Source organism: Micromonospora sp. NPDC002717 (assembly GCF_040295705.1).
Taxonomy (GTDB): Bacteria; Actinomycetota; Actinomycetes; order Mycobacteriales; family Micromonosporaceae; genus Micromonospora.
This window is the reverse complement of the sequence record NZ_JBEOVW010000001.1, coordinates 716,328-742,573: the sequence shown is the minus strand read 5'-3', so window position 1 is coordinate 742,573 and position 26,246 is coordinate 716,328. Positions and strand designations below refer to the sequence as shown.

At 71.5% G+C, this 26,246-nt stretch carries 22 protein-coding genes; 11 read left to right on the top strand and 11 right to left on the bottom strand.

Features of this window, described 5'->3' with window-relative positions; all coding sequences use genetic code 11:
- The first annotated feature begins 4 nt into the window (after window positions 1–4).
- From ABT006_RS03610 to ABT006_RS03600, 3 genes are all read left to right on the top strand, one after another.
- Entirely contained in the window at window positions 5–640 is a 636-nt protein-coding gene (locus ABT006_RS03610) for a phosphoribosyltransferase (protein WP_350702499.1), read from the top strand.
- A gap of 22 nt (window positions 641–662) precedes the next feature.
- Window positions 663–1,085 (top strand): TFIIB-type zinc ribbon-containing protein, encoded by a 423-nt coding sequence (locus tag ABT006_RS03605; protein WP_350702497.1) that lies wholly within the window; start codon window positions 663–665, stop codon window positions 1,083–1,085.
- 109 nt (window positions 1,086–1,194) lie between these two features.
- On the top strand, window positions 1,195–1,875 hold the full coding sequence (locus ABT006_RS03600; RefSeq protein ID WP_350702495.1) for a maleylpyruvate isomerase N-terminal domain-containing protein: 681 nt from the start codon (window positions 1,195–1,197) through the stop codon (window positions 1,873–1,875).
- Window positions 1,876–1,890: 15 nt separating this feature from the next.
- Here ABT006_RS03600 and dnaB read toward each other — a convergent pair whose 3' ends face one another.
- From dnaB to rpsF, 5 genes are all read right to left on the bottom strand, one after another.
- On the bottom strand, window positions 1,891–4,731 hold the full coding sequence (gene dnaB / locus ABT006_RS03595) for a replicative DNA helicase (protein WP_350702493.1): 2,841 nt from the start codon (window positions 4,729–4,731) through the stop codon (window positions 1,891–1,893).
- 1,111 nt (window positions 4,732–5,842) lie between these two features.
- Window positions 5,843–6,289, bottom strand: a complete 447-nt coding sequence (gene rplI, locus ABT006_RS03590) for a 50S ribosomal protein L9 (protein WP_350702491.1) — start codon at window positions 6,287–6,289, stop codon at window positions 5,843–5,845.
- A 14-nt stretch (window positions 6,290–6,303) separates the two neighbouring features.
- Window positions 6,304–6,543 carry a 30S ribosomal protein S18 gene (rpsR, locus tag ABT006_RS03585; protein WP_007073789.1) on the bottom strand — a complete coding sequence of 80 codons (240 nt, stop codon included), beginning with the start codon at window positions 6,541–6,543 and terminating at the stop codon, window positions 6,304–6,306.
- A 41-nt stretch (window positions 6,544–6,584) separates the two neighbouring features.
- Window positions 6,585–7,112, bottom strand: coding sequence for a single-stranded DNA-binding protein (locus ABT006_RS03580; RefSeq protein WP_176731587.1), 528 nt, complete (start codon window positions 7,110–7,112; stop codon window positions 6,585–6,587).
- Window positions 7,113–7,191: 79 nt separating this feature from the next.
- On the bottom strand, window positions 7,192–7,482 hold the full coding sequence (rpsF, locus tag ABT006_RS03575; protein ID WP_076468436.1) for a 30S ribosomal protein S6: 291 nt from the start codon (window positions 7,480–7,482) through the stop codon (window positions 7,192–7,194).
- Window positions 7,483–8,118: 636 nt separating this feature from the next.
- On the opposite strand from rpsF, the gene ABT006_RS03570 reads away from it, so the two are divergent.
- Window positions 8,119–8,910, top strand: coding sequence for a deoxyribonuclease IV (locus tag ABT006_RS03570; protein ID WP_350702489.1), 792 nt, complete (start codon window positions 8,119–8,121; stop codon window positions 8,908–8,910).
- Window positions 8,907–11,264, top strand: a complete 2,358-nt coding sequence (locus ABT006_RS03565) for a hypothetical protein (protein WP_350702487.1) — start codon at window positions 8,907–8,909, stop codon at window positions 11,262–11,264. Before ABT006_RS03570 ends, ABT006_RS03565 begins: the two co-directional genes overlap by 4 nt.
- A 54-nt stretch (window positions 11,265–11,318) precedes the next feature.
- Here the strand turns inward: ABT006_RS03565 and ABT006_RS03560 are convergent, their stop codons facing one another.
- From ABT006_RS03560 to ABT006_RS03550, 3 genes are all read right to left on the bottom strand, one after another.
- Window positions 11,319–12,824 (bottom strand): glycosyltransferase family 87 protein, encoded by a 1,506-nt coding sequence (locus ABT006_RS03560; RefSeq protein WP_350702486.1) that lies wholly within the window; start codon window positions 12,822–12,824, stop codon window positions 11,319–11,321.
- Window positions 12,825–12,946: 122 nt separating this feature from the next.
- On the bottom strand, window positions 12,947–15,781 hold the full coding sequence (locus ABT006_RS03555; RefSeq protein ID WP_350702484.1) for a transglycosylase domain-containing protein: 2,835 nt from the start codon (window positions 15,779–15,781) through the stop codon (window positions 12,947–12,949).
- A 196-nt stretch (window positions 15,782–15,977) separates the two neighbouring features.
- Window positions 15,978–16,445 carry a DUF5318 domain-containing protein gene (locus tag ABT006_RS03550; RefSeq protein WP_350702483.1) on the bottom strand — a complete coding sequence of 156 codons (468 nt, stop codon included), beginning with the start codon at window positions 16,443–16,445 and terminating at the stop codon, window positions 15,978–15,980.
- Between the two features lie 175 nt (window positions 16,446–16,620).
- Here ABT006_RS03550 and ABT006_RS03545 point away from each other — a divergent pair, with 175 nt between their 5' ends.
- From ABT006_RS03545 to ABT006_RS03535, 3 genes are all read left to right on the top strand, one after another.
- A complete protein-coding gene (locus ABT006_RS03545; protein ID WP_350677787.1) occupies window positions 16,621–17,259 on the top strand; it encodes a PadR family transcriptional regulator in 639 nt (212 codons plus the stop codon).
- Window positions 17,260–17,282: 23 nt separating this feature from the next.
- Window positions 17,283–18,362 (top strand): inositol-3-phosphate synthase, encoded by a 1,080-nt coding sequence (locus ABT006_RS03540; protein ID WP_350677805.1) that lies wholly within the window; start codon window positions 17,283–17,285, stop codon window positions 18,360–18,362.
- A 423-nt stretch (window positions 18,363–18,785) separates the two neighbouring features.
- Entirely contained in the window at window positions 18,786–19,202 is a 417-nt protein-coding gene (locus ABT006_RS03535) for a hypothetical protein (RefSeq protein WP_350702481.1), read from the top strand.
- A gap of 68 nt (window positions 19,203–19,270) precedes the next feature.
- Here the strand turns inward: ABT006_RS03535 and ABT006_RS03530 are convergent, their stop codons facing one another.
- The gene (locus tag ABT006_RS03530) at window positions 19,271–19,750 is read right to left on the bottom strand and encodes a methylated-DNA--[protein]-cysteine S-methyltransferase (protein ID WP_350702479.1); all 480 of its coding nucleotides are present in this window, start codon (window positions 19,748–19,750) and stop codon (window positions 19,271–19,273) included.
- Window positions 19,751–19,839: 89 nt separating this feature from the next.
- On the bottom strand, window positions 19,840–20,244 hold the full coding sequence (locus tag ABT006_RS03525; RefSeq protein ID WP_350702478.1) for a hypothetical protein: 405 nt from the start codon (window positions 20,242–20,244) through the stop codon (window positions 19,840–19,842).
- Window positions 20,245–20,352: 108 nt separating this feature from the next.
- Here ABT006_RS03525 and ABT006_RS03520 point away from each other — a divergent pair, with 108 nt between their 5' ends.
- Both ABT006_RS03520 and ABT006_RS03515 read left to right on the top strand, forming a co-directional pair.
- Entirely contained in the window at window positions 20,353–20,874 is a 522-nt protein-coding gene (locus tag ABT006_RS03520) for an NfeD C-terminal domain-containing protein (protein ID WP_350702722.1), read from the top strand.
- A gap of 29 nt (window positions 20,875–20,903) precedes the next feature.
- Window positions 20,904–22,421: a flotillin family protein gene (locus ABT006_RS03515; protein WP_350702476.1), complete on the top strand. Its 1,518-nt coding sequence runs from the start codon at window positions 20,904–20,906 to the stop codon at window positions 22,419–22,421.
- Window positions 22,422–22,502: 81 nt separating this feature from the next.
- Here ABT006_RS03515 and ABT006_RS03510 read toward each other — a convergent pair whose 3' ends face one another.
- The gene (locus tag ABT006_RS03510; protein WP_350702474.1) at window positions 22,503–23,963 is read right to left on the bottom strand and encodes a CCA tRNA nucleotidyltransferase; all 1,461 of its coding nucleotides are present in this window, start codon (window positions 23,961–23,963) and stop codon (window positions 22,503–22,505) included.
- A 135-nt stretch (window positions 23,964–24,098) separates the two neighbouring features.
- On the opposite strand from ABT006_RS03510, the gene murJ reads away from it, so the two are divergent.
- Complete coding sequence (gene murJ / locus ABT006_RS03505) at window positions 24,099–25,850, top strand: murein biosynthesis integral membrane protein MurJ (RefSeq protein ID WP_350702472.1); 1,752 nt, start codon at window positions 24,099–24,101, stop codon at window positions 25,848–25,850.
- Window positions 25,851–26,246: the final 396 nt, after the last annotated feature.

Below are 26,246 nucleotides of genomic sequence, written 5' to 3'. Positions count from 1 at the left end.
AGGCATGACCACCACCTACCGCGACCGCGAAGAGGCGGGCCGGATGCTCGCCGACCGGCTCACCGCCCTGATCGGCGAACCGGACGTCATCGTGCTCGGGCTGGTGCGCGGCGGCGTGCCGGTGGCCCGGGTGGTCGCCGAGCGCCTCGGCGCGCCGCTGGACGTGCTGGTCGTCCGGAAGCTCGGCATGCCGTGGGCACCCGAGGTCGCCTTCGGCGCGCTCGGCCCCGGCGGCGTGCAGGTGCTCAACGACGTCGTGGCCAGCCGGCTCGGCGCCGACGACATCGCCGAGGTGCGCCGGCGCGAGCAGGCCGAGCTGGAGCGGCGGGAACAGCTCTACCGCGCTGGCCGGCCGCCGCTCGACCTGTCCGGGCGCACCGCCGTCATCGTCGACGACGGCCTGGCCACCGGGGCCACCGCCCGCGCCGCCGTCCAGGTCGCCCGCCACCTCGGCGCCCGCCGGGTCGTGGTCGCCGTCCCGGTCGGCTCGCAGGAGGCGTACGAGATGCTGGCCGCCGAGGCCGACCAGGTCATCTGCGCGCAGCACCCGCCGGAGTTCATGGCGGTGAGCGCCTACTACGAGGACTTCCACGAGGTCCCCGATTCCGAAGTCACGGAAACGCTGACAGCAACCGCGTGACCGGACCGGGTACGGTCGGAGAATGAGCCTGACCTGTCCCAAGTGCCACGGAGAAATGCGCCAGTACGAGCGCAGCGGCGTCGTCATCGACCAGTGCGGCGAGTGCCGGGGGATCTTCCTCGACCGCGGCGAGCTGGAGAAGCTGTTCGAGGCGGAGGCCAACTGGAACCGCCAGCAGGGCGCGCCGACCGCGCCGCAGCCCGCCCACCAGCAGGGCGGCTACCCCGGCCAGCCCGCCCACCAGCAGGGCGGTTACGCGCCTCCGCCGCCCCCGCCGCCCGCCCCCGCCCCGCACCAGCCGGGCTACGGCGCCGTCCCGCCGCCCCCGCCGGCCCACGGCTACCCGCCAGCCCCCGCGTACGGGCACGGCCACCAGCACCACGGCTACCACGGGCACTACAAGCGCAAGAAGCACAAGAGCTTCCTGGACGAGATGTTCGGCTGAGCCACTCCGTCGACCGGGCCGGTGCCTAGACCGGCCCGGTCACCCGTGGCCACGCCCGCACCCGCCGCTCGCCGTGCCGGCCCGCGGTGGGCGTGCGACGCTGCACCCCATGACGCACCAGGGGCAGCACTTCGCGCTGGCGCAGGCGTACGACGGGATCAGCCGGGTCGTCGCCGACCTCGACGACGCCGACCTGCAACGGCCCACCCGGTGCCGGGGCTGGCTCGTCGCGGACCTGCTGTTCCACGTGCTCTGCGACGCCCAGCGGGCGCTGGTCGCGCTCGCCAGCCCCGCCGAGGGTCCGCCCGACGTGGACGACGTGAGCTACTGGCGCGCCTTCCCGGCCGACGGGGACGGAGCCGGTGCCCGACATGCCTGGTGGGTTCGCCGCTCCGCCGCCGCCTTCGACCGTCCGAGCGGGATCGTCCGGCTCTGGACCGACACGGCCCCCGCCGCCGTACGCGCTGCTGGCGCGGCCGACCCCGACGCCTGCGTCACCACGCAGGGGCACGTGCTGCGCGTGCCGGACCTGCTGGCCACCCTGACCACCGAGGCCGTCGTGCACCACCTGGACCTGGTCCTCGACCTGCCCGACGCGCCCCTGCCCGGGGTGCTCGCCACGCGGGTCGCCGTGGCCACGATGGACGGCCTGCTCAGCGACGACGCCGTCCGCCCGGCCGGATGGAGCGACGCGGAATACCTGCTCAAGGCGACCGGCCGGGTGCCACTCACCGACCGCGACCAGCTCGAACTCGGCGAGGTCGCCGGCTGGTTCCCACTTCTGGGCTGACCCGCGCCGCTGCTCTCAGACGATCGCCATGTCGACGAAGCGCGACAGGTGCAGCTGGGCGGCCACCGTCACGGTGTCGGTCGGGCCATTCCGGTGCTTGGCGACGATGAAATCCGCCTCCCCGGCCCGGGGCGACTCCTTGTCGTAGTAGTCGTCGCGGTGCAGCAGGATGACAACGTCGGCATCTTGCTCAATTGATCCACTTTCGCGCAAATCAGACAACTGGGGTCGCTTGTCGGTGCGCTGCTCCGGGCCACGGTTCAGCTGGCTCACCGCGATCACCGGGCACTCCACCTCCTTGGCCAGCAGCTTCAGGCCACGAGACAGGTCCGCGACCTCCTGCTGCCGGCTCTCGGTGCGCTTCGGCGAGGTCATCAGCTGGAGGTAGTCGACGACGATCAGCTTGAGGTCGTGCCGCTGCTTGAGCCGCCGCGCCTTGGCCCGGATCTCCATCAGGTTCATGCTCGGCGTGTCGTCGACGAAGAGCGGCGCCTCACTGATCTCGCCCATGCACCGGGCGAGCTTGGTCCAGTCGTCGTCGGAGAGCTGACCGCTGCGCAGGACGTGCAGCGGCACCCGCGCCTCGGCCGAGAGCAGCCGCATGACGATCTCGACCTTGCTCATTTCCAGCGAGAAGATCGCCGATGCCTGGTTGGCGCGGATAGCCGCGTTTCGGGCAAAGTCCATGCTCGCGGTGCTGTTGTGCGTCGGGATCATCGCCCGACCCGCGAGGTAGAGGTGCTCGGGGTTGTCCACCGTCACGCACCGGACCGGGACGCTCGGCACCGGTCGGACGTCCACGATGAAGCGGGAATTCGTCCGCACGTCCGAACTGGTACGACGCCTCGCAGCGTGAGCCGAGCGCTTCCGCTCCAACCGGAAGATCGGATCCGGGGTGGAGAAGTTCAGCGTGTACGCGATCGACGAATCGGGGCTGCGCCCGGGCACCGCCTTTTCCGTGACAGTGCAGCGGTAGCCCAGACTCACCACGAGCTCCCACACGTCCTCGGCGAGCCGCTTGGAGGTGGAGGTGTACTGGAGGTTACCGGCGGGAGCGACCGTGCCGTCGGTGTCCATCAGGCCGGCCAGCAACGCGCGACGCTGGGGCTCGGAGGCCCGAAGGTACTCCTGCGGGATGTGCTTGTCCGTCGCCACCCCCAGCCGGCGGAGCAGTGCCAGAAACGAACCGTGCACGACCCTGCAGTCCGCGCAGCGATTGACGGCAGGGTTCTCCCGAAGTGCCCGGGTGGACCGGCCGCAGTTGACACACGTCCGCTCGGTCGATGGCGTCGCCGCCGGCAGAGAGATGCTGTAGAGCATCGGGCCGCTGGGCCGCACCACGAATCCGTCCTGCTCGACAAGGCCCACCATCTCGTCGTCAGCGGTGGTGAACCGGCTGGCGCCGGTGTGCCCGTCACCGAGCCACGCGCCCAGGGTGTAGGGCGGGATCAGCAGGTCTCGCTCCGGCAGTCGCAGGGGACCGCAGTTCTCGACGGCGTGGTTCAACCGCCGGTCGGCCGTGTCGGTACGCAACGTCGCCGCGATCTGGGCAGTGGTCACCACGCCGCCGTGCCGCACCCGGGCACCGGCATTGACGTGCCGCTCGGCCCGCTCGCGCAGCCCAGTCAGCAGTGGCCCTGCCGGATACCCCGGTGCGCTCCAGTTCCGCGCCTTCCCCGCGCGCGTCACCAGCCGGCTCACCCGCCCCTCGACGCCGACCTCCCGCGCGATGGTGTGCAGGACGTTGCGGAACTCAGGGCCGACCTGTTCCAGGGCCTGCGCCACGGTGACGAGGCGTCGGGATTCGGCACCGACCGTCGCCTGGGCGGCCCGCACCCTGGACAACGACGACTCCGGCCAGTACTGACGCGTTCGCTGCTCAGGCTGGCTTCGGCTCGCCCGGGTCGTGGTCTTCCACAGGTGCTCCGCGTCCGCGACGATCACCGTGCCGTCGGAAAATTCAACCTCGTAGCACGGCCGGTCGTACATCACCTCGAAGGCGGCGGTAACGGTGGTCGGGCTGCCATCGGCGGCCAGCAGGCGGTCGCCCACGGCGACCTCGCCCATCGTGGTCCATCCGTCCGGGGTTGGCAGCGGCGTGTCGAGGGCGAGCGCCTTACCCAGACCCGGCCGCCCGGCGACGATGATGAGCTGCCCGGCGTGCAGGCCGTTGAGCAGCCGGTCCAGGTCGGTGAAGCCGGTGGGGACGCCGGTCATCACGCCACCCTGGGCACCCACCGCCTCGATCTCGTCGAGCGTCGGCTGGAGCATGTCGGCGAGCACCGCGAAGTCCTCGCTGACGCGGCGCTCGGTGACGTCGTAGACCGCCTGCTGGGCGAGGTCGACGATGTCGTCGACGTCGCGGCTGCCGCCCTGACCCGTGCCGTAGCCCAGTTGCACGATCTTGGTGCCGGCCTCCACCAGCCGCCGCAGGACCGCCCGCTCGCTGACGATCCGCGCGTAGTAGGCGGCGTTCGCGGCGGTCGGCACGCTGGCGATCAGCGTGTGCAGGTAGGGGGCGCCGCCGATCCGGACGAGGTCGCCGGAGTCGGCCAGCGCCGCCGCCACGGTGATCGAGTCGGCCGGCTCGCCCCGACCGTAGATCTCCAGGATGGTGTCGAAGATGGTGGCGTGCACCGGCCGGTAGAAGTCGTTGGTCTTGAGGATCTCGACGACGTCGGCGATGGCGTCCTTGGAGAGCAGCATGCCGCCGAGGACGCACTGCTCGGCAGCGACGTCCTGCGGCGGGGTCTTGTCGAACTGACCGTCGCGCTGGGGCGGCGGGGACGCCTGGCCGCCGCCGGTGCGCTGGTCCGCCCGCATGTCGTCGGTGACCGACACGGGTCCCCCCTCCACTGCGTCGGATCCAAGGCCAGCTCTACCGCCGGGGTACGACAACCTCGACCTGCCGGTCGATCGGGGGTCATCGCACGGCCGGTCGGGGGCCCACCTTACGGAACCCGAGGTCAGCCCCTCAACCATGGCAGTGGACGAGCCTCGGGACAACCTGTGGATGCCGGTGGACGACCATGTGCGCAGGGTGTGCACAGGCTGTGGAAAACGGTTGGGGAATTCCCCCAGACAAGCCGCTGAGCTGGGAAAACTCAATCCCCACCCTGTGGAGGAGAAGTTTTCGGTCGAACTGCCCGGTCGAACGTCCCGGGCCCCTTCGAGCGAACGGCTACACCTGGACAGCGGAGTGCGCCATCGGTGGGGAAGGGTGACGCTCCGGCCGTGAGTTACCGGGACCGGGGACGCGGAGAGGATGATCCGCGCGAGCGACGGCACGCCGCCCCAGACGACGAGGACGACCTCGACCGCCGCCGGTCTGGTGGCGGCTGGCGGACCACGGAGAGCACGAGCAGTTGACGCCGGGTCAGCGAGACGACCTGGCGGGAGGCCCCGGCGAGCGGCGCGGTCCCGGAGTCGGACCACACCGGGGAGTGCAGTTGCCGCTGCCGCCGGAGGTCAGGCCCAGGGCGGTGGAGCCGCTGTGGACGTTCGACCGACCGCAGGAGCGGGGCTACTCGGGGGCGCCGCCGGGCCGACGACCGGGAGGCACGCGGATCGGCGACGGCCTCCTACGCCCGACCGCCCATGGCGCCGCGACGGCGGGCGTCCGAGCCGGGTCGCCCCGTCGCGGGCGTCGACCCCGGCAGCCGCAAGCCGTCGGGTCGAGGCCGCCGGGGCGGAAGCCCGGAGCCGCCGGGGCGGAAGCCCGGAGCCGCCGCATCGAGGACGACCTGCTCGATACCGATCCGGGTGGGGGCGTGGCGGCCGGTGTTCTACACCGCCGCCTGCTACGTGGTGCCGGCGGCGCTGCGGTGGCCTCTCGACGGTCATGATCAGCGCGGTCACCGGGCAGCCGATCGGCTGACGCGCCACCACCCGGCCGGGCCGGCCTGTCGAACGCGAACAGGGCCCGCACCGGTCGGTGCGGGCCCTGTCGTGGTGCTGTGGTGAGGCGTCAGCCCTGGACGACGTTGAGGTCGAACTTGGCGGTCACCTCGGGGTGCAGCTTGATCCGCACCGGGTAGGAGCCGGTCGACTTGATGTGACCGGGCAGCTCCAGCCGACGACGGTCGAGGGCCGGGCCGCCAGCGGCCTTGACGGCGTCGACGATCTCGGCCGGGGTGACCGACCCGAAGAGCCGACCACCGTCACCGGCACGGGCCTTCAGGTTGACCTTGAGGCCCTCGAGCTGGTCCTTGACCTCGTTGGCGTGGCCGAGGTCGCGGATCTCTCGGGCCGAGCGGGCCCGCTTGATGACCGTGACCTGCTTCTCCGCACCCTTGGTCCAGGCGATCGCGAAGCCCTGCGGCAGCAGGTAGTTACGGCCGTAGCCGTTCTTGACCTCGACGATGTCGCCCGGGGCACCGAGGCCGGACACCTCCTGAGTCAGGATGATCTTCATATCGGTGCCTCCTCTCAGCGGGCCGTGGCGGTGTACGGCAGGAGCGCCATCTCGCGGGCGTTCTTGACCGCACGGGCGATCTGCCGCTGCTGCTGCGAGGTCACGCCGGTCACCCGCCGAGCGCGGATCTTGCCGCGGTCGGAGATGAACTTGCGCAGCAGCGCGGTGTCCTTGTAATCGATGTAGGTGATCCCGTCCTTGTCGAGCGGGTTCACCTTCTTCTTCGGCTTGCGAAGTGCAGCGGCCTTGGCCATTGCTCGTGCTCCTGGTTTGCGATCGCGGGCGCTCGGCGCCATTAGAACGGGGGCTCCTCGTCGAAGTTTCCGCCACCCGAACCACCGCGCGAGGGTGCCGGAGCGGCCGAGGCCCAGGGGTCGTCGAAGTTGCCTCCGCCGCCCTGGCCACCACCGCCACCGAAGCCGCCGCCACCGCCGCCGGAGCGGGACATCTTCTGCACCTTCGCCGTGGCGTAGCGCAGCGACGGGCCGATCTCGTCGACCTCGAGCTCGATGACGGTGCGCTTCTCGCCCTCACGGGTCTCGTAGGACCGCTGACGCAGCCGGCCGGACACGATCACGCGGGCGCCGCGCTGAAGCGACTCCGCGACGTGCTCGGCGGCCTGCCGCCAGACGGTGCACGAGAGGAACAACGGCTCGCCGTCCTTCCACTCGCCGGACGCCTTGTCCATGAACCGGGGCGTCGAGGCGACCCGGAACTTGGCGACCGCAGCACCGGAAGGGGTGAACCGCAACTCGGGGTCATCGGTCAGGTTGCCGATGACCGTGATGGTGGTGTCTCCTGCCATGACCATCTCCTCGCGCACTCATCAGTTCTGCCGTACAGGCTCTCAGAGCCCTCTGACAGCACCGGTGAGGCTGGTCCGGGTGAACCGGGTTGAATGCTTAGCGCATCTCCGGCCGGATGACCTTGGTGCGCAGCACGGACTCGTTGAGCCGCAGCTGACGGTCCAGCTCGGCCACCGCCGCAGGCGTCGCCTGCAGGTCGATGACGGCGTAGATGCCCTCGGCCTTCTTGTTGATCTCGTACGCGAGGCGCCGGCGGCCCCACACGTCGGTCTTCTCCACTGAGCCACCCGCGGTCCGGATCACGTTCAGGTACGTGTCGAGCGACGGTGCGACGGTGCGCTCCTCGAGGCTGGGGTCGAGGATCACCATGATCTCGTAATGACGCAAGACGTGCTCACCTCCTGTGGGCTAAGCGGCCACGGTCCTTCCGTGGCAGGAGGTCGTGCGTCGTGGCCCACGCCGGTCCCGGGGGGACCCGGCCGGACGCGGACAACCGGACCAGGATACCCGGTCCGGACGATCATGCCCGGGGTGGTCGGTCCACCCGCGCCGGGCAGGGGCGACGGGGGCCCGCCTCGACGTCACTGTCGATGCGAGCCCCCGTGTACGAGGCCGCGGGGCGTCCCGTCCGCATTCCTTGGGTGGGACCTGGGGAGGAACGACCACACCGATGAGGTTGGACCGGGGACGCCCCGCGGAGCTTTATCGTGTTGTTACCTGACGTTACAACGGCTCTTGACCCTTGTTGGCGTAAATGGCGGATTTCTCCGAAATTTTTCGGCCGGCCCGGGTACCGGTTCCGGGACCGGCCCCCGTCACGCCGGGCCGCGCGACGGGGGTGCCCCCGCTTCCCGGGCGGCTCGGCCACCCGGCGGGCGACCTGCGGCCACCTCGCCCGGGAGCACCAACCGTGGATCCCACTCGCATCAACGACCGCCGACGCCGGGAGGTGACGCGGGCACGCTTTCCCACTCCCCACCGCCGTCGCCCCGGCTGTCGGCGCGGCGACGTAGGCTCCCGTGCATGCGTATCGGAGCCCACGTCGATTCGACCGACCCGCTGGCGGAGGCGACGGCCCGAGAGGCCGGGGCCGTACAGTTCTTCCTCTCCGACCCGCAGGGGTGGAAAGCCCCGAAGCCCCGGGAGGACGCGGAGCGGCTGCGGGCGGCGGACGTCGACCTCTACGTCCACGCGCCGTACGTCATCAACGTCGCGACCCTGAACAACCGGATCCGGATTCCCAGCCGGAAGCTGCTGCTCGGGCACGCCCAGGCGGCCGCCGCCATCGGCGCGAAGGGGCTGATCGTGCACGGCGGGCACGTCAACGCGGGGGACGACCTCGCCGTCGGGTTCGACAACTGGCGCAAGACCTTCGCGTACGCGGCGGACTCGGGCGGCTTCGAGCTGCCGGTCCTGATCGAGAACACCGCCGGTGGCGACAACGCGTGCGCCCGGCGGCTCGACGCGCTGGCCCGGCTCTGGGACGCCGTGGGCGACTACGAGGTGGGCTTCTGCCTGGACACCTGCCACGCGCACGCCGGCGGCGAGGAGCTGCTCGGTCTGGTCGACCGGGTCAAGGCGATCACCGGACGGATCGACCTGGTGCACGCCAACAACTCCAAGGGAGCGTTCAACTCCGGGCAGGACCGGCACGACAACCTCGACGGCGGGACGATCGACCCCGAACTACTGGTGGCGGTGATCCGCGCGGCCGACGCGCCGGTGATCGTCGAAACCCCGGGCGGCGTCGAGGGTCAGGGCGCCGACATCACCTTCCTGCGTGACCGGCTCGGCGCGGAGCGCCCCGCCGCATGACGACCGACCAGTCCGCCACCGGCGGCCCCCATCCCGCCGCCGACCGGTCGGCGGCTTCCGGCAGCGACGCGCCGGCCAGCCCATCCTCGGGCCCGACCAACTCCACCGACGCCGCGCGCGGGAACGTTTCCGACCCGGCCGGCCCGGCCAGCGACACGGGTGGCGGCACCGCGCCGACGGCCGGTGCTGCCGCCGCGGCCCGCTCCAGCGACAAGGACCCGGCCACCGGGGACGCCCGCGGCACGAGCGGCAGAGACAACGACCGGCCGGGCACGGTCAGCGGCACCGGCGACGCCAAGGCCGGCGACGCCCCGAACAGCGGAGACGCCAGGACCAGGCTCGGCGACGCCGGAACCAAGCCCGGTGACGCCGGCACCAGCGACGACGTCACAACCGACGGCGACGTCAAGGCCGCCGCCGGTGACGGCAGGGCCGAAAACGCCGACGGCAGGGACCGCAAGGATGGTGCCGCCGAGGACGGTGCCGCCAAGGCCGGCACGGACAAGGCCGGCACGGACAAGGCCGGCGACAGCAAGGAGAGCGGCAAGGCCGAGGAGGGCGGCAAGGAGGCGGGGAAGCCGGACCGGTGGGCCGCCTTCGCGTCCGCCCCGGAACCCCGGCCGAGTTGGGTACGGCGTGCCGCCCGGGCGGTCGGTCGCGTGCTGATCCACGAGTGGACGCTCGCAACGCTCGGCTCGCTGGCGCTGGCCGTCCTGATGACCTGGCCGACCCTGCGCTACCCGTTGCACACCCTCCCGCAGGACTACTGGGACCCGAGCCTGCAGGCATGGCAGATGGCCTGGTCCGGGCACATCCTGCTGACCAACCCGGCGCAGCTCTGGCAGTCGAACACCTTCTTCCCGGAGGACTGGAGCTTCGCCTTCTCGGACACGCTGCTCGGCTACGCCCCGGCGGGCATGATCGGCACCGGCCCCGAGGCCGCCGTGCTGCGCTACAACATCATGTTCGTGCTGGCCCACGCGCTCGCCACGCTCGGGGCGTACGCGCTGGCCCGCCAGCTCGGCGCGGGCCGGATCGGCGGGGCGGTGGCCGGGGTCGGCTACGCCTACGCGCCCTGGCTGCTCGCGCAGGCCGGGCACCTGCACGTGATCTCCAACGGCGGCATCCCGCTGGCGCTGGCCATGCTGGCGCGAGGGCACGGCTACTCGTTCCGCCACGGCTACCGCCCGGAGCGCCGGCACGACGGCTGGGTCTACACCGGCTGGCTGGTGGCCGCCTGGCAGCTCAGCCTGGGCTTCGGCATCGGGCTGCCGTTCGCGTACTTCCTCGGCGGCACGGTGGTCGTCGCCACCGTGACCTGGTACGTCCGGCGAACCTGGTTCTGGGCTGTGAAGCGCCCGTTCGGGCGCCGGCTGCTGGCCGCGGACCTGGTCGGCGGGCTGCTCTTCGCCGGTGTCGGCGCGCTGCTGGCGGTTCCGTACTTCACCGTGAAGGAGCAGCACCCGCAGGCGGAGCGGACGGTCGGCGACATCGGCATCTTCTCCCCGCCGGCGAGCGGCTTCTTCACCGCACCTGCCGAGTCGCGTATCTGGGGCGAGCTGCACGAGGGCGCGCGGGCGGCGCTGCCCTGGCACCCGGAGATGACCCTGCTGCCCGGGTTCGTGCTCTACGCGCTCGCCGCCGGCGGGCTCTTCTTCTCCGTCTGGAAGCTGCGCCACCGGCTGCTGCTGCTCGCCGGGGTGGTGGTGACCATGGTGCTCGCCATGGGCACCCGGTTCTTCGACGGCACGTACACCTACGTGCCGCTCTTCGAGCACCTGCCCGGGTGGAGCGGCCTGCGCACCCCCGGCCGGCTGATGCTCTGGACCACGCTGCTGCTCGGGCTGCTCGCGGCGGGCGCGGTCAGCGCGTTCGCCACGCGGGTGCGGGAGATCTGCGCCGAGCGGATCCCCTCCTGGCCGGGCCCGTGGCTGCGACTGGCCACCCTGCTGCCGCTGGTGCTGGTGATCGCCGAGGGCCTGAACGTCACGCCGCACCCGGTCGTGCCGCAGCAGCCCGCCGCGATGCGGACCGTGGACGGCCCGCTGCTGGTGCTGCCGAGCAGCCAGAACCTCGACCAGCCCGTGATGCTCTGGTCCACGACCAGGTTCCAGGACGTGGTAAACGGAGGCAGCGGCTTCACTCCGCACCAGCTCGACGAGGTGCGCCGGGTGACGCTCTCCTTCCCGGATCAGACCAGCGTCGACTACCTGCGCATCCTCGGCGTCCGCAACGTGCTGCTGATGCGCGACCAGATCGCCGGCACGCCGTGGGAGGTCACGGTCGACGTGCCGGTCGACGGCCTGGGCATCACCCGCGAGGAGATCGGCCAGGTGGTGGTCTACCGGCTCTGACCCGCGTCCCGCCGGCCGCCCCGAGTGTCGCTTCGGGGCGGCCGGCGGGACGGGTCACGCCGGGAGGGGTGCCGGCTCGGCGGGGGCGGTGGGCCGGCGCCGCCAGCGGTCGAGCCAGGGTGCGTCCGGCGCGCCGTCGAGGAGACCACCGTCCGGGTCGTCGACGTACGTGGCGCGCACCGGGTCGAGTTCCGGCCGCAGGATCTCCCGCACGACCAGCACGCAGAGCACCACCACGGTGGTCAGGCGCAGCGTGGCCGCCAGCACGAAGACGCCCTCCGGGAAGACCGGCTTGCCGGTCGACGCGCCGAGCAGTTCCCCGTAGAAGGCCGCGAAGTAGCAGACCTCGGCCACCTGCCAGGCCAGGAAGGCGCCCCACCTGGGGCGGGCCAGCACCACCAGCGGCAGCAGCCAGAGCACGAACTGCTGCGACCACACCTTGCTGAAGATCAGGAACGCGGCGACCACCAGGAACGCGAGCTGGGCGAGCCGGGGGCGGCGCGGCGCCAGCAGCCCCAGCGCGGCCACCCCGAGGCAGGCCAGCCCGAAGAGGGCGTACGACAGGGCGTTCAGCGCCGGGATGTTGACGTTCAGCCACTCGAAGGGCCCGAGATCGGCGGGGTTGGCGCTGCCGACCTTTCCGTCCAGGTAGCGCCCGATGTACCAGAGCGTGCCCCAGTCGATCGGCCGGGTCGAGTTCAGCTCGAAGAAGCGGTCCCAGTTCTCCCGGTACGGGACGGCGACCGGCAGGTTCACGGCGACCAGGGACACCAGGGCCGCGCCGAAGGCGGTGAGGGCGGCGCGGAGACGCCCGGCGCGCAGCGCCAGCACCAGGATCGGGCCGAGGACGAACAGCGGCCACATCTTGGCCGCCCCGGCGAGGCCGAGCAGGACGCCGGCGAGCAGGGGCCGGCTGCGGGCCCAGGCGAACAGGCCGAACGCGGCCAGCCCGATGGCGAGCAGGTCCCAGTTGACCGTGGCGGTGAGCATCAGCGCGGGGGCGAGCGCGAAGAGCGCGGCGTCCCAGGGTCGTCGCCGGCGCAAAGCAAGGATCACCGCCACCGTGGCGACCGCCAGCGCACCGAGCACCAGCGCGTTCAGGTTGTAGAACCACTGGCCCTGGTTGATCCCCGGGTCGTTCTCGCCGAGGGCGTGCACGGGCAGGCCGAGCGCGCCCATGAAGTAGCCGGTGAGCACCGGGTACTCGACGGGGTGATCCCGGTAGGGGACCGCGCCCTCGTTGAGCCGCTCGGCGTAGTAGAGCGCCAGCACGTCGGTGTAGCAGAACCGGGTGTACTGCACGTTGTTCTGCCAGGCGCCGTCCTGGCAGGGCGACTTTTGCACCCAGTGCAGCGCCAGGGTCAGGCAGACCAAGGCCAGGACGATCCTCGCCGCCGTCCAGAACCGGCTCTCCCGCCCGGCGGGTCGGTCGAGCGCGACGGCGTGGTCGCCCAACGGGCCGCCGATGACGCCGGAGACGCCCCGGACGAAGCCGTCGGACCGGGACGGGTGGTCGGCGGCACCGGCGTCGTCGATGCCTCGCGTCGGCTGCGTGCTCATGAGGGTGCATCCTGCCGTACGACCGGCCTCCACGTCCCCTTCAGCACCCGACACGTCGTCGGTACGCGGAAACGCCGCCGGCGGCCGGACAGGTCGTCCGGCCGCCGGCGGCGTTCGTGGGCTCAGTCGTCGTCGGGTCGGGGTGTGAGGCTCGGGAGCAGCCCGTCACCGCCGCCCCCGCCACCCGGCCGCGGACCGGTCGGGTCGGTGGGTTCGGTCGGCGTGGGGTTGTTGCCACCGCCGTTGTTGCCACCGCCGTTGTTGCCGCCGTTGTTGCCGCCGTTGTTGCCGCCCGGGCAGGGGAACAGGCCGGTCGGATCGCAGGGCGGCTGGGTCGGCTGGATCGGCGGGGGCGCCTCGCCGTTGCCGGCCGTGTCGTCACCGATGCCGGTGATGCTCGGCAGATCCGACCTGTCCTTGCCCTTCAGCGCGTCGTCCATGTACCGCTTCCAGAGCTTGGCAGGGAAGCTGCTACCGCCAATATCGTCCTTGTTCTTGTCCACGATCGCTGGCCTTTTGGGGTCCCGGCTGCCGATCCACACCGCGGTGGCGATGTTGTCGTCATAGCCGACCATCCAGGCGTGGGCGTTACGCGGGGTCCCGTTGTACTCCCAGGTGCCGGTCTTGCCGGCGGCGTCCTTCCCGTCGTCCAGGTTGGCGTTGTTCTTCTCCGGGATCTCCTTCAGCACGGCGGTCACCTCGTTGGCGACCTCCGGCTTGATGCGCTGCTGCGGCTTGAGCTTCTCGCCGGTCCCCGGCACCTTCACCCACTTGCCGGTCCCCTTGTCCTGCTTTTCCACCGTGAGGACAAAATGCGCCTTGTTGTACTTACCGTCGTTGGCCAGCGTGGCGAGCCCGTTGGCATGGTCGAGCACGGTGATCGGGTACTGGCCATAGCCGACGACTCGGTCGAACTTGCTCGGCGCGAGGTTCTCCGGCTTCTCCTTGACCAAGTCGTACGGCTGAGGCGGATCGACCGTCCACATCGTGCTTACGCCGGCCTGTCGTGCCATGCCGACCACCTTGTCGGCACCGATCTTCTCGGTGAGGTGGAAGAACGGCACGTTGTACGACCGAATGGTCGATTCCTCCAGCGTGCAGGACTTGTTGCAGGTCCTCGTGACGTCGCGGCCGGCGTTCTGCACCTCGTCCTTGAAGCCTTCTGGCTTGAACGGGGTGGCGTCCCAGCGCGACTTGACCGAGATGCCGGCGTCGATGGCGGCCGCCAAGGTGTAGACCTTGAACGACGAGCCCGGTGGATGACCACCGACGATGTCGCCGTTGGCGTTGGTGTTCTTGCCCGCGTAGTCGAAGTCGGCACCGCTGTCGCCACCGTAGTAGGCGAGCACCCGGCCGGACTTCGGATCGATGGAGACCGCCGCCGCCATCAGGTTCTTCGGCTGCCCGTAGAGCACCGACCCCTTCCGGTCGGGCTGGGCGGCCTCCTCCAGCGCCGTCTGCATCTTCGGGTCGATGGTGGTCTTGATCCGGTAACCGCCGTCACGAAGCTCGTCCACGCAACTCGGCTTGCCCGGCGCGCCCGAATCGGAGCAGATCCCCCACTGCTCCAACTCCTGACGGACGTAGTTGACGACGTTGCCTCGGGGGCTCTTCACGCCGAACCCGTTGCCGTCCTTCTTCGGCTTCAGCACCTTCGGGTACTCGGTAGGGCGCTCCGCCGCGTTCAGCCAGCCCTCCTCGACCATGCCCCCGAGCACGTAGTTCCACCGCTTCTGGGCATCGGTGGGGTTGACCGCCGGGTCGTAGCCCTTGTGGGTCTCGCTGGCCTGCGGCTGCTTGATCAGCGAGGCAAGCACCGCGCCCTCGGCGACCGAGAGGCTCTTCGCCGACTTACCGAAATAGGTCTGCGCGGCAGCCTCGATGCCGTACGCACCGCGCCCGAAGTAAATCACGTTGAGGTAGTGCTGCATGATCTCTGGCTTGGTGTACTTCTCGTTCAGCTTGGAGGCGAAGATCGCCTCCTTGACCTTTCGGGCGTAGGTGTCGTCCTTCAGGTTTTCGATCGCGTTACGGGCGTACTGCTGGGTGATCGTCGACGCGCCCTGCTTGTCGCCGCCGCTGATGTTGTTCCAGGCCGCCCGCGCGATGCCCTTGTAGTCCACGCCCGAGTGCTTGTAGAAGTTCCGGTCCTCGGCCGCCGCCACGGCGTGCTGGACGTGCTCGGGGATGTCCTTGATAGTGACGAAGGTGCGGTTCTCGTTCCCCAGCCGCGCCACCTGGGTCTTCATGTCGTTGGCGTAGATCGTGGTGGAGAGCGGCAGCGGAACCTCGTTGGGAAGGACCACGTTGGTCGAGTAGTAGGTGAAGCCAACCACGCCGAGGCCGGCGAGCATGATGAAGACCGCGAAGGCGGCGATCAGCATGTTCGCCCGCTTGCGCTTCTTCCCCCTGGCCGCTCTGGCCGGGTCTCCCGAGCCGCGGCCGCCGCGGCCGGGGCCGGTCGGCCCGCCGGGGCCACCCGGGCCACCCGAGGCCGGGGAGACGCTCGCCCGCGCCGACGCCCGGCCGGCGACGCCGCCGACGGCCGCCGATCCGACGCTGGCCCGCCCGGCCGAGGCGGCACCGACCGTGGCGCGGCCGGCCGATCCGCCGGCCGCCGGGGAGACCGGCACCGATGCGCGGCCCGCGCCCGCCCGGCCGGCGGCCGGCGCCGGGGAGACCGGGACGGAGGCCCGGCCGGCGCCGGCACGACCGGCGGAGGCGGAGCCCACCGAAGCCGAGCCGGCGGCCGGACCGCGCGGCGGCACGGACGCCGAGCCGCCGACCGAGGCCCGCCCACCGGCGGCACCCCGGGGCGCGACCGAGGCGCGACCGGGTGCCGTACCCTCCTGTGCAGCCGACCAACCGCCCCCGCGGGCGTCACCGCCGAGGTCGCCGTGCCGGCCCGGAATATGGGCCCGCCCGCGCGGGGAACTGGGATCGCCGTACGAGTTCATTCCTCACACCCTGCCGTCGCGGTGGGGCGCGACCGCGCCGCCACCGGTTTGCCGTGAGATGGGACACCCGCCGGTGTGGCACACACGTGCCGGTCGACCGGTGTCAGTTGTGAATCAATCGGGCCAATCAGACCAACGAGTCGTCGGTTACCCCGGGCGCGCGCGTGCTGGCCGGGGTCGGCCGATCGAGCCAGGATCACCGTTGCGCCTCTCGCCTCCGTCGACCGACCGCACCGGTGCCCGAGGCGGCCGCGCCGCCCACCGCGTCCTGCTCCGGCCCGCCCTCCGCGCCCTCGGCCAGCCCGTCCCGGCCGAGCAGGTACTGCTCGACGAGATGGTTCCAGTCACAGCCGAGGCACACCTCCACCACGAAGACCTGGAACTCACGCAGCGTCATCGCCAGCACGGGCAACTCGGCCAGCGTCCGGGCCTGGCCGGCGGACTGCTTGAGTTCGTCGCCGTAAATGTAGTGGACGCGCGTCAGGTTCTCGCTCCGGCAGATCGGGCACCGCTCGTCCGTCGGTTCGCCGTGGTAGCGGGCGGCGTTCTTCAGGTACGGCGACGCGTCGCAGACGTCGTACGTGCCGACCCGACCGGCGAGGAGCTCACGCAGCACCGCTCGCTTCCGGAGCGAGTAATCCACCACCTGGCGCTGCGTACGCATGCGGAAGAGGGTACGCGGTCCGGCCGGACGGGGCGACCACGGTGACGATGCGTGACCACAGAACCCCGCAAACGGGGGTTTGCCCTGATCACGGTGATCCGCTAGCGTGCGATGTATCGGTCCGATACATCGCGGCGGTTACCACTCCGCGTAGAGGGTACAGAGAGGATGGCCCGTGCTCGAGCTCGCCATCCTCGGCCTCCTGCAGGAGTCTCCGATGCACGGGTACGAGCTGCGCAAGGAGCTGACCGCCAAGCTTGGGGCGATCCGGGCGGCGATCAGCTACGGCTCGCTCTACCCGACCCTGCGTCGGTTGCAGGCGGCGGGGTGGATCACCGAGGCCGCCGAGACACCCGCCACCGCCGAGGAGGTTCCCGCGCTGACCAGCCGACGAGGTCGGGTGGTCTACAAAATCACCGCGGAGGGCAAGGAACGCTTCGCCCAACTGATCGCACAGGCCGGGCCCGAGACGTACGACGACACGGGCTTCGGCGTGCACTTCGCGTTCTTCGCCCGGACCGACCAGGCGACCCGACTCCGCATCCTGGAGGGTCGCCGGCGAAAGATCGAGGAGCGTCGCGAGGGGCTTCGCGACGTGCTCGGCCGCGCGGCCGAACGCCTCGACGCGTACACGCTGGAACTGCAGCGCCATGGCTTGGACGCCTGTGAGCGCGAGGTCCGCTGGCTGGAGGAGCTCATCGCCAACGAGCGCTCCGGCCGTGCCCCGACGGTCCCGGAAACCGGGACGGCCGGCGGCCGACGAGAAGACAACAGCCCGCCTCCGCCTGGAGAGTCCAGGAAAGAGCGGCCGTGATGAAGAAGAAGGAGGCAGACGCTATGGGCTCCGTCCGCGTCGCCATCGTCGGTGTGGGTAACTGCGCCTCGTCCCTCGTGCAGGGCGTGGAGTACTACCGGAACGCCGACCCGAACGACCGCGTCCCGGGTCTCATGCACGTCACCTTCGGCGACTACCACGTCTCGGACGTGCAGTTCGTCGCGGCGTTCGACGTGGACGCCAAGAAGGTGGGCATGGACCTCGCCGAGGCGATCGTCGCCAGCGAGAACAACACCATCAAGCTCTGCGACGTGCCGCCGACCGGCGTGACCGTGCAGCGCGGCCCGACCTTCGACGGTCTGGGCCAGTACTACCGCGAGATCGTTGAGGAGTCCGACGCCGAGCCGGTCGACGTGGCGCAGGCGCTGCGCGACGCGCAGGTCGACGTCGTCGTCTCCTACCTGCCGGTCGGCTCCGAGCAGGCCGACAAGTTCTACGCGCAGGCCGCGATCGACGCCGGCTGCGCGTTCGTGAACGCCCTGCCGGTCTTCATCGCCTCCGACCCCGAGTGGGCGAAGAAGTTCGAGGACGCGGGCCTGCCGATCGTCGGTGACGACATCAAGAGCCAGGTCGGCGCCACCATCGTGCACCGCGCGCTGGCGAAGCTCTTCGAGGACCGCGGGGTCGAGCTGCTGCGCACGTACCAGCTCAACTTCGGCGGCAACATGGACTTCATGAACATGCTGGAGCGCAACCGGCTGGTCTCGAAGAAGATCTCGAAGACCCAGTCGGTCACGTCCCAGATCCCGCACGAGATGAGCAAGAGCGACGTGCACATCGGCCCGTCGGACCACGTGCCGTGGCTGGACGACCGCAAGTGGGCGTACATCCGTCTGGAGGGTCGTTCCTTCGGCGACACCCCGCTCAACGCCGAGCTCAAGCTCGAGGTGTGGGACTCGCCGAACTCGGCCGGCGTGATCATCGACGCCGTCCGCGCCGCGAAGATCGCGCTGGACCGGAAGATCGGCGGCCCGATCCTGTCGGCCTCGTCGTACTTCATGAAGTCCCCGCCGGTGCAGTACGCCGACCACGACGCGCACGCCGCCGTAGAGGCGTTCATCGCCGGTGAGGTCGAGCGCTGACGCGCCGACCACCAGCACCACCGAAGGCCGGGTCCACACGGACCCGGCCTTCGCCGTGTCCGGCTCTCCCACCGTCGTACGCGCGACAACCACCGACGTCACACGGGGTCGAGCGATCGGCAACGCGCGGTTAGGCTGATCGCCGTGACGTCCGTCCCACGTCCCGGCCGCCGAACGGCACGATGGGCGATCGGCGCGGTCGCTGGCACCGTGCTTCTTCCGGTCCTCGCCGGCTGCGCGGCTCCGGGCACCAGTCCAAGCACCGGTCCAGGCACCGCTCCGGCCTCCGCACCGAGCGGCAGCATCGCACCGACCCTGCCGACCACCTCCGCGACGGTCGCCGCGGCCCGCTGCGCCGGCGCGAGAACCCCCGTCGCGCGCCCAGGAGGGGTCACCCGGACCGCCGACGGCGCCCCGACCGCCGTGCCGAGCCGACCGGGCGGCGGCCAGCCACTGACCGACGAGCAGCAGCGCGCGGAGGAGTTCCGCCGTCAGCAGGCGGCCAACGACGCCTTCCGGCAGCGCGGCACGCTCGATGCGGAGGCGGCCAGCGGTGCCCGAGCCTGCGCGGCGGAAGTCATGCGGAGCCTCAACCTCCTGACCGTCGGTGGGCGGGAGGACCCCGGGGAGGAATCCGTCCGACGGGCCGTCGCCGCGACCGGGCTGACCGAGGTCACCGTCCGGCCGCCGGGCCGGCTCGACCTCGGCCCCGGTGACGGCCTGCTCTTCGCGGGATGGACCGGCCGGGCGTGCGTCTTCGGCAGCGTCCGCGCGGGCGACGTCGCCGTGGAGATCGGCACCCGCATCGCCGACGGCGGCTGCCTGCCCGCCCCGGACTGACCTCGCCGGGTGCCGGCGGGACGGCTCCGCCCCAGATCGGCACCAGCCGGGCGCAGGGCGACCCCGCGTCAGGACCAGGCGCGTCGCAGGGCGACCCCGGCCTCCAGTTCGAGCAGCGTCACCTTGCGGTCCAGGCCGCCGCCGAAGCCGACCAGCTTGCCGCCCGCCCCGACGATCCGGTGGCACGGCACGAGCACCGGGATCGGGTTGCGGTTGCAGGCCACCCCGACCGCGCGGGCGGCGCCCTGGTCGCCGAGCCGCCGGGCCACCTCGCCGTAGGTGAGCGTCTCCCCGTACGGGATGCGGGTCATCTCCCGCCAGACGCCGCGCTCGAAGTCGGAGCCGCCCGGCACCGCCAGCGGCACCGCGAACTCGGTCAGCTCGCCGGCGAAGTACGCCCGCAGCTCCGTCACGGCCTGCCGGGCCGTCTCGTCGCCCGGCTCTTCATCGGCCGTGCCGACCCGGCCGAAGTGGGCCCGGCACACGTGTGTCCCGTCGGTGGCGACGGAGAACTCGCCGATCGGGGAGTCGAGCACGGTCCAACGCATCTCCCCATTGTCCCGGTCGCGCCCGGCCTCGCTGGTGCGCCCCGGCGACGCCGTCGGGTGGCCGCCGGCATCCCGCCCCGGACGGCCGCTCAGAGCAGGGTGAAGCCGAGCAGCAGGGAGCCGGCGCTGAGGCTGGCGCCGCCCGCGACGGTCAACCAGATCAGTTTGTTGGGCCTGGTGTCCTGCGGCCGGGCCACCGAGAGGAAGAAGCCGAGCGGCATCAGGATCGGCGCCGCCACGAGCAGGGTGCGGATGAGCGTGCGGGTGCCGTCGGACGCGTCGGCCTGGTCGACGTAGGGCAGCACGGCCAGCGCGAAGAGGACCAGCACCCCGGCGTGCGCGTGGCCGGCGGTCCACAGGCCCCGGCGGACCGGGTTGTCGAGGTAGCCGGCCTTACGCCGGGTCAGGTGCATGAGCAGGGTCAGCCCGCCGTACGCCACCGTGACGACGGTGATCAGCAGGATGCCTGCGGTGGTCAGGGTTGCCGAGGACATGGACACCTCCGTCTTGTCGTTGTCAAGATTGACTGCTCGCCGGAATCTTGTCAACAGCTAGATTGCGTGTCGGGCGGGTTCGGTGGCACGTTGCGCCAGATCGATACGGTGCAGGTCGTGGCCACGGGGACACTGATCTTCCTCATCATCGGCGGAGCGGGCGTCGCGGTGCTGGCGCTCGCCCTGCTCGGCACCGAGCTGCTGCACTTCGGCAACCCGGACTTCGACGGTCCCGTGTCGGTCGAGGCGGTCGCCGGGTTCACCGGGGCGCTCGGCTTCGGCGCCGCGATCGCCAACGAGCTGCTCGGCGGGCGTACCCCCGCGATGATCGCGGTGGCGCTGACCGGCGGCGTCGTCGCGGCCGTGCCCACCGCGTGGGCGGCGTCCCGGCTGAGCCGGGCGGCCCGCGACATGCGCACCGACCCCACCCCCACCCGCCACCACCTGGTCGGCGCGCTCGGCCTGGTGGTCACCCCGGTGCCCGCCGACGGCTACGGCGAGGTCCGGGTCCGGGTGGCCGGCCAGCCGGTCAAGCTCAACGCCCGGGCCGACCGACCGATCCCGGTCGGTGCCCAGATCTTCGTGGTCGAGGCGCTCAGCGAGACCAGCGTGCACGTCGAAACCTACTGAACCCCCTCATAGCAGATCAGGACGGTCACATGCCCCTTCTCATCGCCATCGGCGGCGCGGTCCTCCTCGTCATCGTGCTCGTGCTCTTCGTCCTCTCCCGGATCAAGGTCGCCGGGCCGAACGAGGCCTTCATCGTCACCGGCCGCAAGGGCCGCACCACCCAGACCGCCGACGGCGGCCGGTCCACCGACATGTCCGGGCAGAAGGTCGTGCTCGGCGCGTCCGTCTTCGTCCTGCCGGTGGTGCAGAAGCTCCAGTCGCTCGACCTTTCCAGCCGGCGGATCGACGTCGGCATCAAGGGCGCGGTCAGCAAGCAGGGCATCCGCACCGAGCTGCACGGCGTCGCGATCGTCAAGGTCGGCGGCACCGAGGACGCCATCCGCGCCGCCGCCCAGCGATTCCTGCACCAGCAGGACGAGATCGAGGACTTCACGCGGGAGGTGCTCGCCGGCGCGCTGCGCTCGATCGTCGGCCGGCTCACCGTCGAGGAGGTCATCCGGGACCGGGCGGCGTTCGCCAGCGCGGTCGCCGAGGAGGCCGAGCACTCGATGACCAACCAGGGCCTGGTGCTGGACACCTTCCAGCTCCAGGACATCCTGGCCGAGGGTTCCTACCTCCAGGACCTGGGCCGGCCGGAGGCGGCCCGGGTGCTCAAGGACGCGGCGATCGCCGAGGCGCGCGCCCGCCAGCAGGCCGAGCAGGAGCGGCTGCTCGCCGAGGAGGCCATCGCCGAGGCCAACCGGAACCTGTCGCTCAAGCAGGCCGCCATCCAGGCGGAGATCGACGCGGCCAAGGCCAAGTCCGCCGCGGCCGGGCCGCTCGCCCAGGCCGAGCGGGACCAGGCGATCCTCTCCGAGCAGCAGAAGGTTGCCGAGCGCAACGCCGAGCTCAAGCAGCGCCAGCTCGACACCGAGGTGCGCAAGCCGGCGGACGCGGCCCGGTACAAGGTGGAGCAGGAGGCCGAGGCGGCCCGCAACGCGGCCGTGCTGAACGCCGACGCGCAGCGGCAGGCCGTCATCGCCGCCGCGCAGGCCGCCGCCGAGCAGGCCCGGCTCACCGGTGAGGGCGAGCGGGCCCGCCGGGCCGCGCTGGCCGAGGCCAACGCGATCGAGGGCGCCAAGGAGGGTGAGGCCGAGCAGCGCCGCCGCTCCGCCATCGCCGAGGCGGTCGAGCGGGAGGGCCAGGCCGAGGCCGCTGCCATCCTGGCCAAGGGCCAGGCCGAGGCCGACGCCATGGCACGCAAGGCCGAGGCGTTCGCGGCGTACGGCGAGGCCGCCGTGCTGGACCTGCTGGTCAAGGTGCTGCCGCAGGTGGTCGAGGCGGCCAGCGCCCCGATCGGCGCGATCGACAAGATGACCGTCATCTCCACCGACGGCGCCTCGTCGTTGACGAAGTCGGTGGCGGGCAACGTGGCCCAGGGGCTCCAGCTCGGCAGCGACCTGACCGGAATCGATCTGGCCGGCCTGCTGGCGAAGCTCGGCTCGGCGTCGTCCGCACCCGGCAACGGCAAGCCGTCGGTCGACGCCACGGCGGTCGAGACCCGCTGACGCCACCGGGCAGCGGTGTGGCCGCTGCCGCGACAGGGCGCCGTCCCCGGCCCGGGGGCGGCGCCCTGGTCGTGTGGCCGACTACTCGACGATGCCCTCGTCCCGGGCCCAGCGCAGCAGCTCCGCCTCGGCCTCGTCGCGGTCCAGCGGGCCGCGCTCCAGGCGCTGCTCCTTGAGGTGTTTCCAGGCCCGCCCGACGACCGGCCCCGGCGGCACGCCCAGCAACTCCATGATCGCGTTGCCGTCCAGGTCGGGCCGGACCCTCGCCAGGTCCTCCTCGGCGGCGATCCGGGCGATCCGCTCCTCCAGCGCGTCGTAGTCCGCGGCGAGCTGGGCGGCCTTGCGCCGGTTGCGGGTGGTGCAGTCCGACCGGGTCAGCTTGTGCAGGCGCGGCAGCAGGTCGCCGGCGTCGGCGACGTAGCGGCGCACCGCCGAGTCGGTCCACTCGCCCCGGCCGTAGCCGTAGAACCGCAGGTGCAGCGCGACCAGCGCGGTGACCTTGGAGGTGATCTCCTTGGGGTAGCGCAGCGCCTTCATCCGGGCCTTCGTCAGCCGGGCCCCGACCACCTCGTGGTGGTGGAAGCTGACCCGGCCGTCCGGGCCCACCGCCTTGGTCGCCGGCTTGCCGACGTCGTGCATCAGCGCGGCCATCCGCAGGATGAAGTCCGGCCCGTCGGTCTCGTACGAGACGGCGTTGCTCACCACCGTGAGGGTGTGCTCGTAGACGTCCTTGTGCTGGGCGTGCTCGTCGATCGTGAGCTTCAGCCCGGTCAGCTCGGGCAGGAAGCGCTCGGCGAGCCCGGTGTCGACCAGCAGCCGCAGCCCGGAGAGCGGGTCTGCGCCGCAGAGCAGCTTGGTGAACTCGTCGCGGATCCGCTCGGCGGTGATCCGGTCCAGGTCGGCGGCCATCAGGGTCATCGCCGCGTGGACGTCGGGGTGCACCGCGAAGCGCAGCTGGGCGGCGAACCGGGCCGCGCGCAGCATCCGCAGCGGGTCGTCGCCGAAGGACTCCCCGGGCGTGCCCGGGGTGCGGATCACCTTGGCGGCGAGGTCGTCCAGCCCGCCGTGCGGGTCGGTGAAGCGGTGTTCGGGCAGGCTGACCGCCATCGCGTTGATGGTGAAGTCGCGCCGCCGCAGGTCCTCCGCGAGGTCGGTGCCGTACTCGACCACCGGGTTGCGGGTGACCTGGTCGTACGACTCGGCCCGGAACGTGGTGATCTCCAGCCGCAGCCCGTCGCGCTGGCAGCCGATGGTGCCGAACTCCCGGCCGGTCTCCCAGATCGACTCGGCCCAGCCGCGCACGATGCGCAGGGTCTCGTCCGGGTGCGCGTCGGTGCAGAAGTCGAGGTCGTCGCCGAGGCGGCCGAGCAGGGCGTCGCGGACCGAACCGCCCACCAGGTGCAACTCGTGGCCGGCCCGCGCGAACCGGCGGCCCAGCTCGTCGGCGACCGGGGAGACCCGGAGCAGTTCGGCGACGGCGTTGCGCTGCGCGGCGGTGAGTTCGCGGCGGTCGGCGGCGTGGGGAGCGGAGGCTTCGGACATGGGAGCGCCAGACTATCGGTCCCGGCGGGGATGCGGTCCGCCGGGCGCGGGTATCGGGCGACTGTTGACTATCGTCTGTGACGTGCGGGCCCGTGCCCGGCTCGGACTTACCCCCTCTGCCTTGGAGGCGACAAGATGAGCGGCGGTCTCTACCGCAGCGCGAACGCCGCCCAGGGCGGCGCCGCGCCCGGCCGGCCGTCGGACGGCGCGACGTTCATCTCCGCCGAGCCGCTCAACCAGCCGGCCATGGAGTCGACCGCGCCGCCGCAGGAGCAGGTCGGCGAGGCCAGCGCCGCGACCAACAGCGCGGTGATGGCGATCGGCAGCCTCGTCAGCCGGGGTACGGGCTTCCTGCGCAACCTGGTGATCGGGGCGGCGCTCGGCGGGGCGCTGGTCGGCGACGCGTACACCACCGCGCAGATCCTGCCCGGGATGGTCTACGAGTTCCTGCTCGGCGGCGTCCTCACCAGCGTGCTGATCCCGGTGCTGGTGCGCCGACGCAAGGTCGACTCCGACGGCGGCCAGGCGTACGCCCAGCGGCTGCTCACCCTGGCGGTGCTGGCGCTCGGCGCGGCGGCCCTGCTGGCGCTCGCGTTCGCCTCGCCGCTGACCTGGCTATACGGCGGTGACGAATCGGCTCCCGGATACTCGGGGCTGGTCGAGAAGCTGTCGTACCTGATGCTGCCGATGATCTTCTTCACCGGCGTCAGCGCGCTAATCAGCGCGGTGCTCAACACGCGGGGGCACTTCGCCGCCCCGATGTGGGCGCCGATCCTCAACAACCTGGTGGTGATCGGCGCCGCCGGCCTCTACATCGCCGTCTTCGGGACGGACACCGTCCAGCCGGACGACATGACCACCGGGCGGATCCTGCTGATCGGCGGCGGCACCCTGCTAGGTGTGGCCATCCAGGCGGCGGGCCTGCTGCCGGCGCTGCGCAAGGTCGGTTTCCGCTGGAAGCTGCGTTTCGACTTCCGCGAGCTGGGCCTGCGTGAGCTGGGCCGGCTCGGGGCGTGGATGTTCTGCTACGTCGCGGTCAGCCAGATCGGCCTGATCGTGCTGTTCAACCTGCTGAACCGGGCGGGCAAGGAGAACGCCGCCGGCCCGCTGATCTACAACAACGTCTTCCTGCTGCTGATGACCGCGCACGGAATCATCGCCGTCTCGATCATCACCGCGCTGATGCCCCGGATGAGCGCGGCCGCCGCCGACGGCCGGTACGCCGATGTCGCCGCCGACCTGGCCCGGGGCACCCGCACGGTCACCGCGGTGCTCGCCCCGATCGCCGTCTGCTACGCCGTCCTCGCCACGCCGATCGCGTTCACCCTGTTCCGATGGGGCGCCTTCGACGCGGAAAACGCCACCGCCACCTCCGTGGTGCTGCTCGCCGCTGCGCTGGCGCTGGTGCCGTTCGCGGTGAGCCAGCTGTTCACGTTCGCCTTCTACGCGCTGCCGGACACCCGCACCCCGGCGCTGATCAACATCCCGGTGGTGGCGCTCCGCGTCGGGGTGCAGATCATGCTGTTCGCCGCCTTCTCGGCGAGCTTCGCCGGCGCCGGGATGATGATCGGTAACGCGGTCTCCTATCTGGCCGCCGCGATCGCCTCCGCCTGGCTGCTCCGTCCCCGGGTCGGCCGGATCGGCCTCGGCGAGATCATGCGCACAGGTGGCCGGGTCCTGGTCGCGGCGCTCGGCGCGGCGGTGGTCGGTCTGATCGTGGTCAAGCTGCTGCCGGGCGACGACACGCCGACACGCCTGGAGGCGATCATCCAGCTCGTGATCGGCGGCGCGGTGATCGGCGGGACCTACCTCGGGCTGGCGATGGCGCTGCGGATCGGTGAGATCACCGAGGTCGTCGGCATGGTCCGCCGCCGGCTGGGCCGCTGACGCGCCGCGCTCGGGTGCGGGCCGACGGCCCTCGGATGGTCTGCACGCTCTGTGAACGAGGATCACCAGCCTGGGGATGCGCCTGTGGATAACTTCGCGATTGACCGCTCAGCCGCCGGACGGGCCTGTGGATAACCAGCCGTACGGCTGAGCATGCCGGCACGGTCGGAGGGAACCCGGCGGCGTCGGCGTCGCCGCCACATAGGTCAACCCCTCCGGCGAGCACTTGCGGTCAACGTCTAGATTGGTTAGTACATGTGCCAGCAACGTGGCTGACAACGGTCGCAACCGGACAAGTTGATCGCCGGCCGGCAGCCCGACCCGGGAGCGGCGCGAAGATGACATGTCGGGGAGACCGCCAACCCGGGTAAGGTCGCTCTCGACGGGTACGGCAGG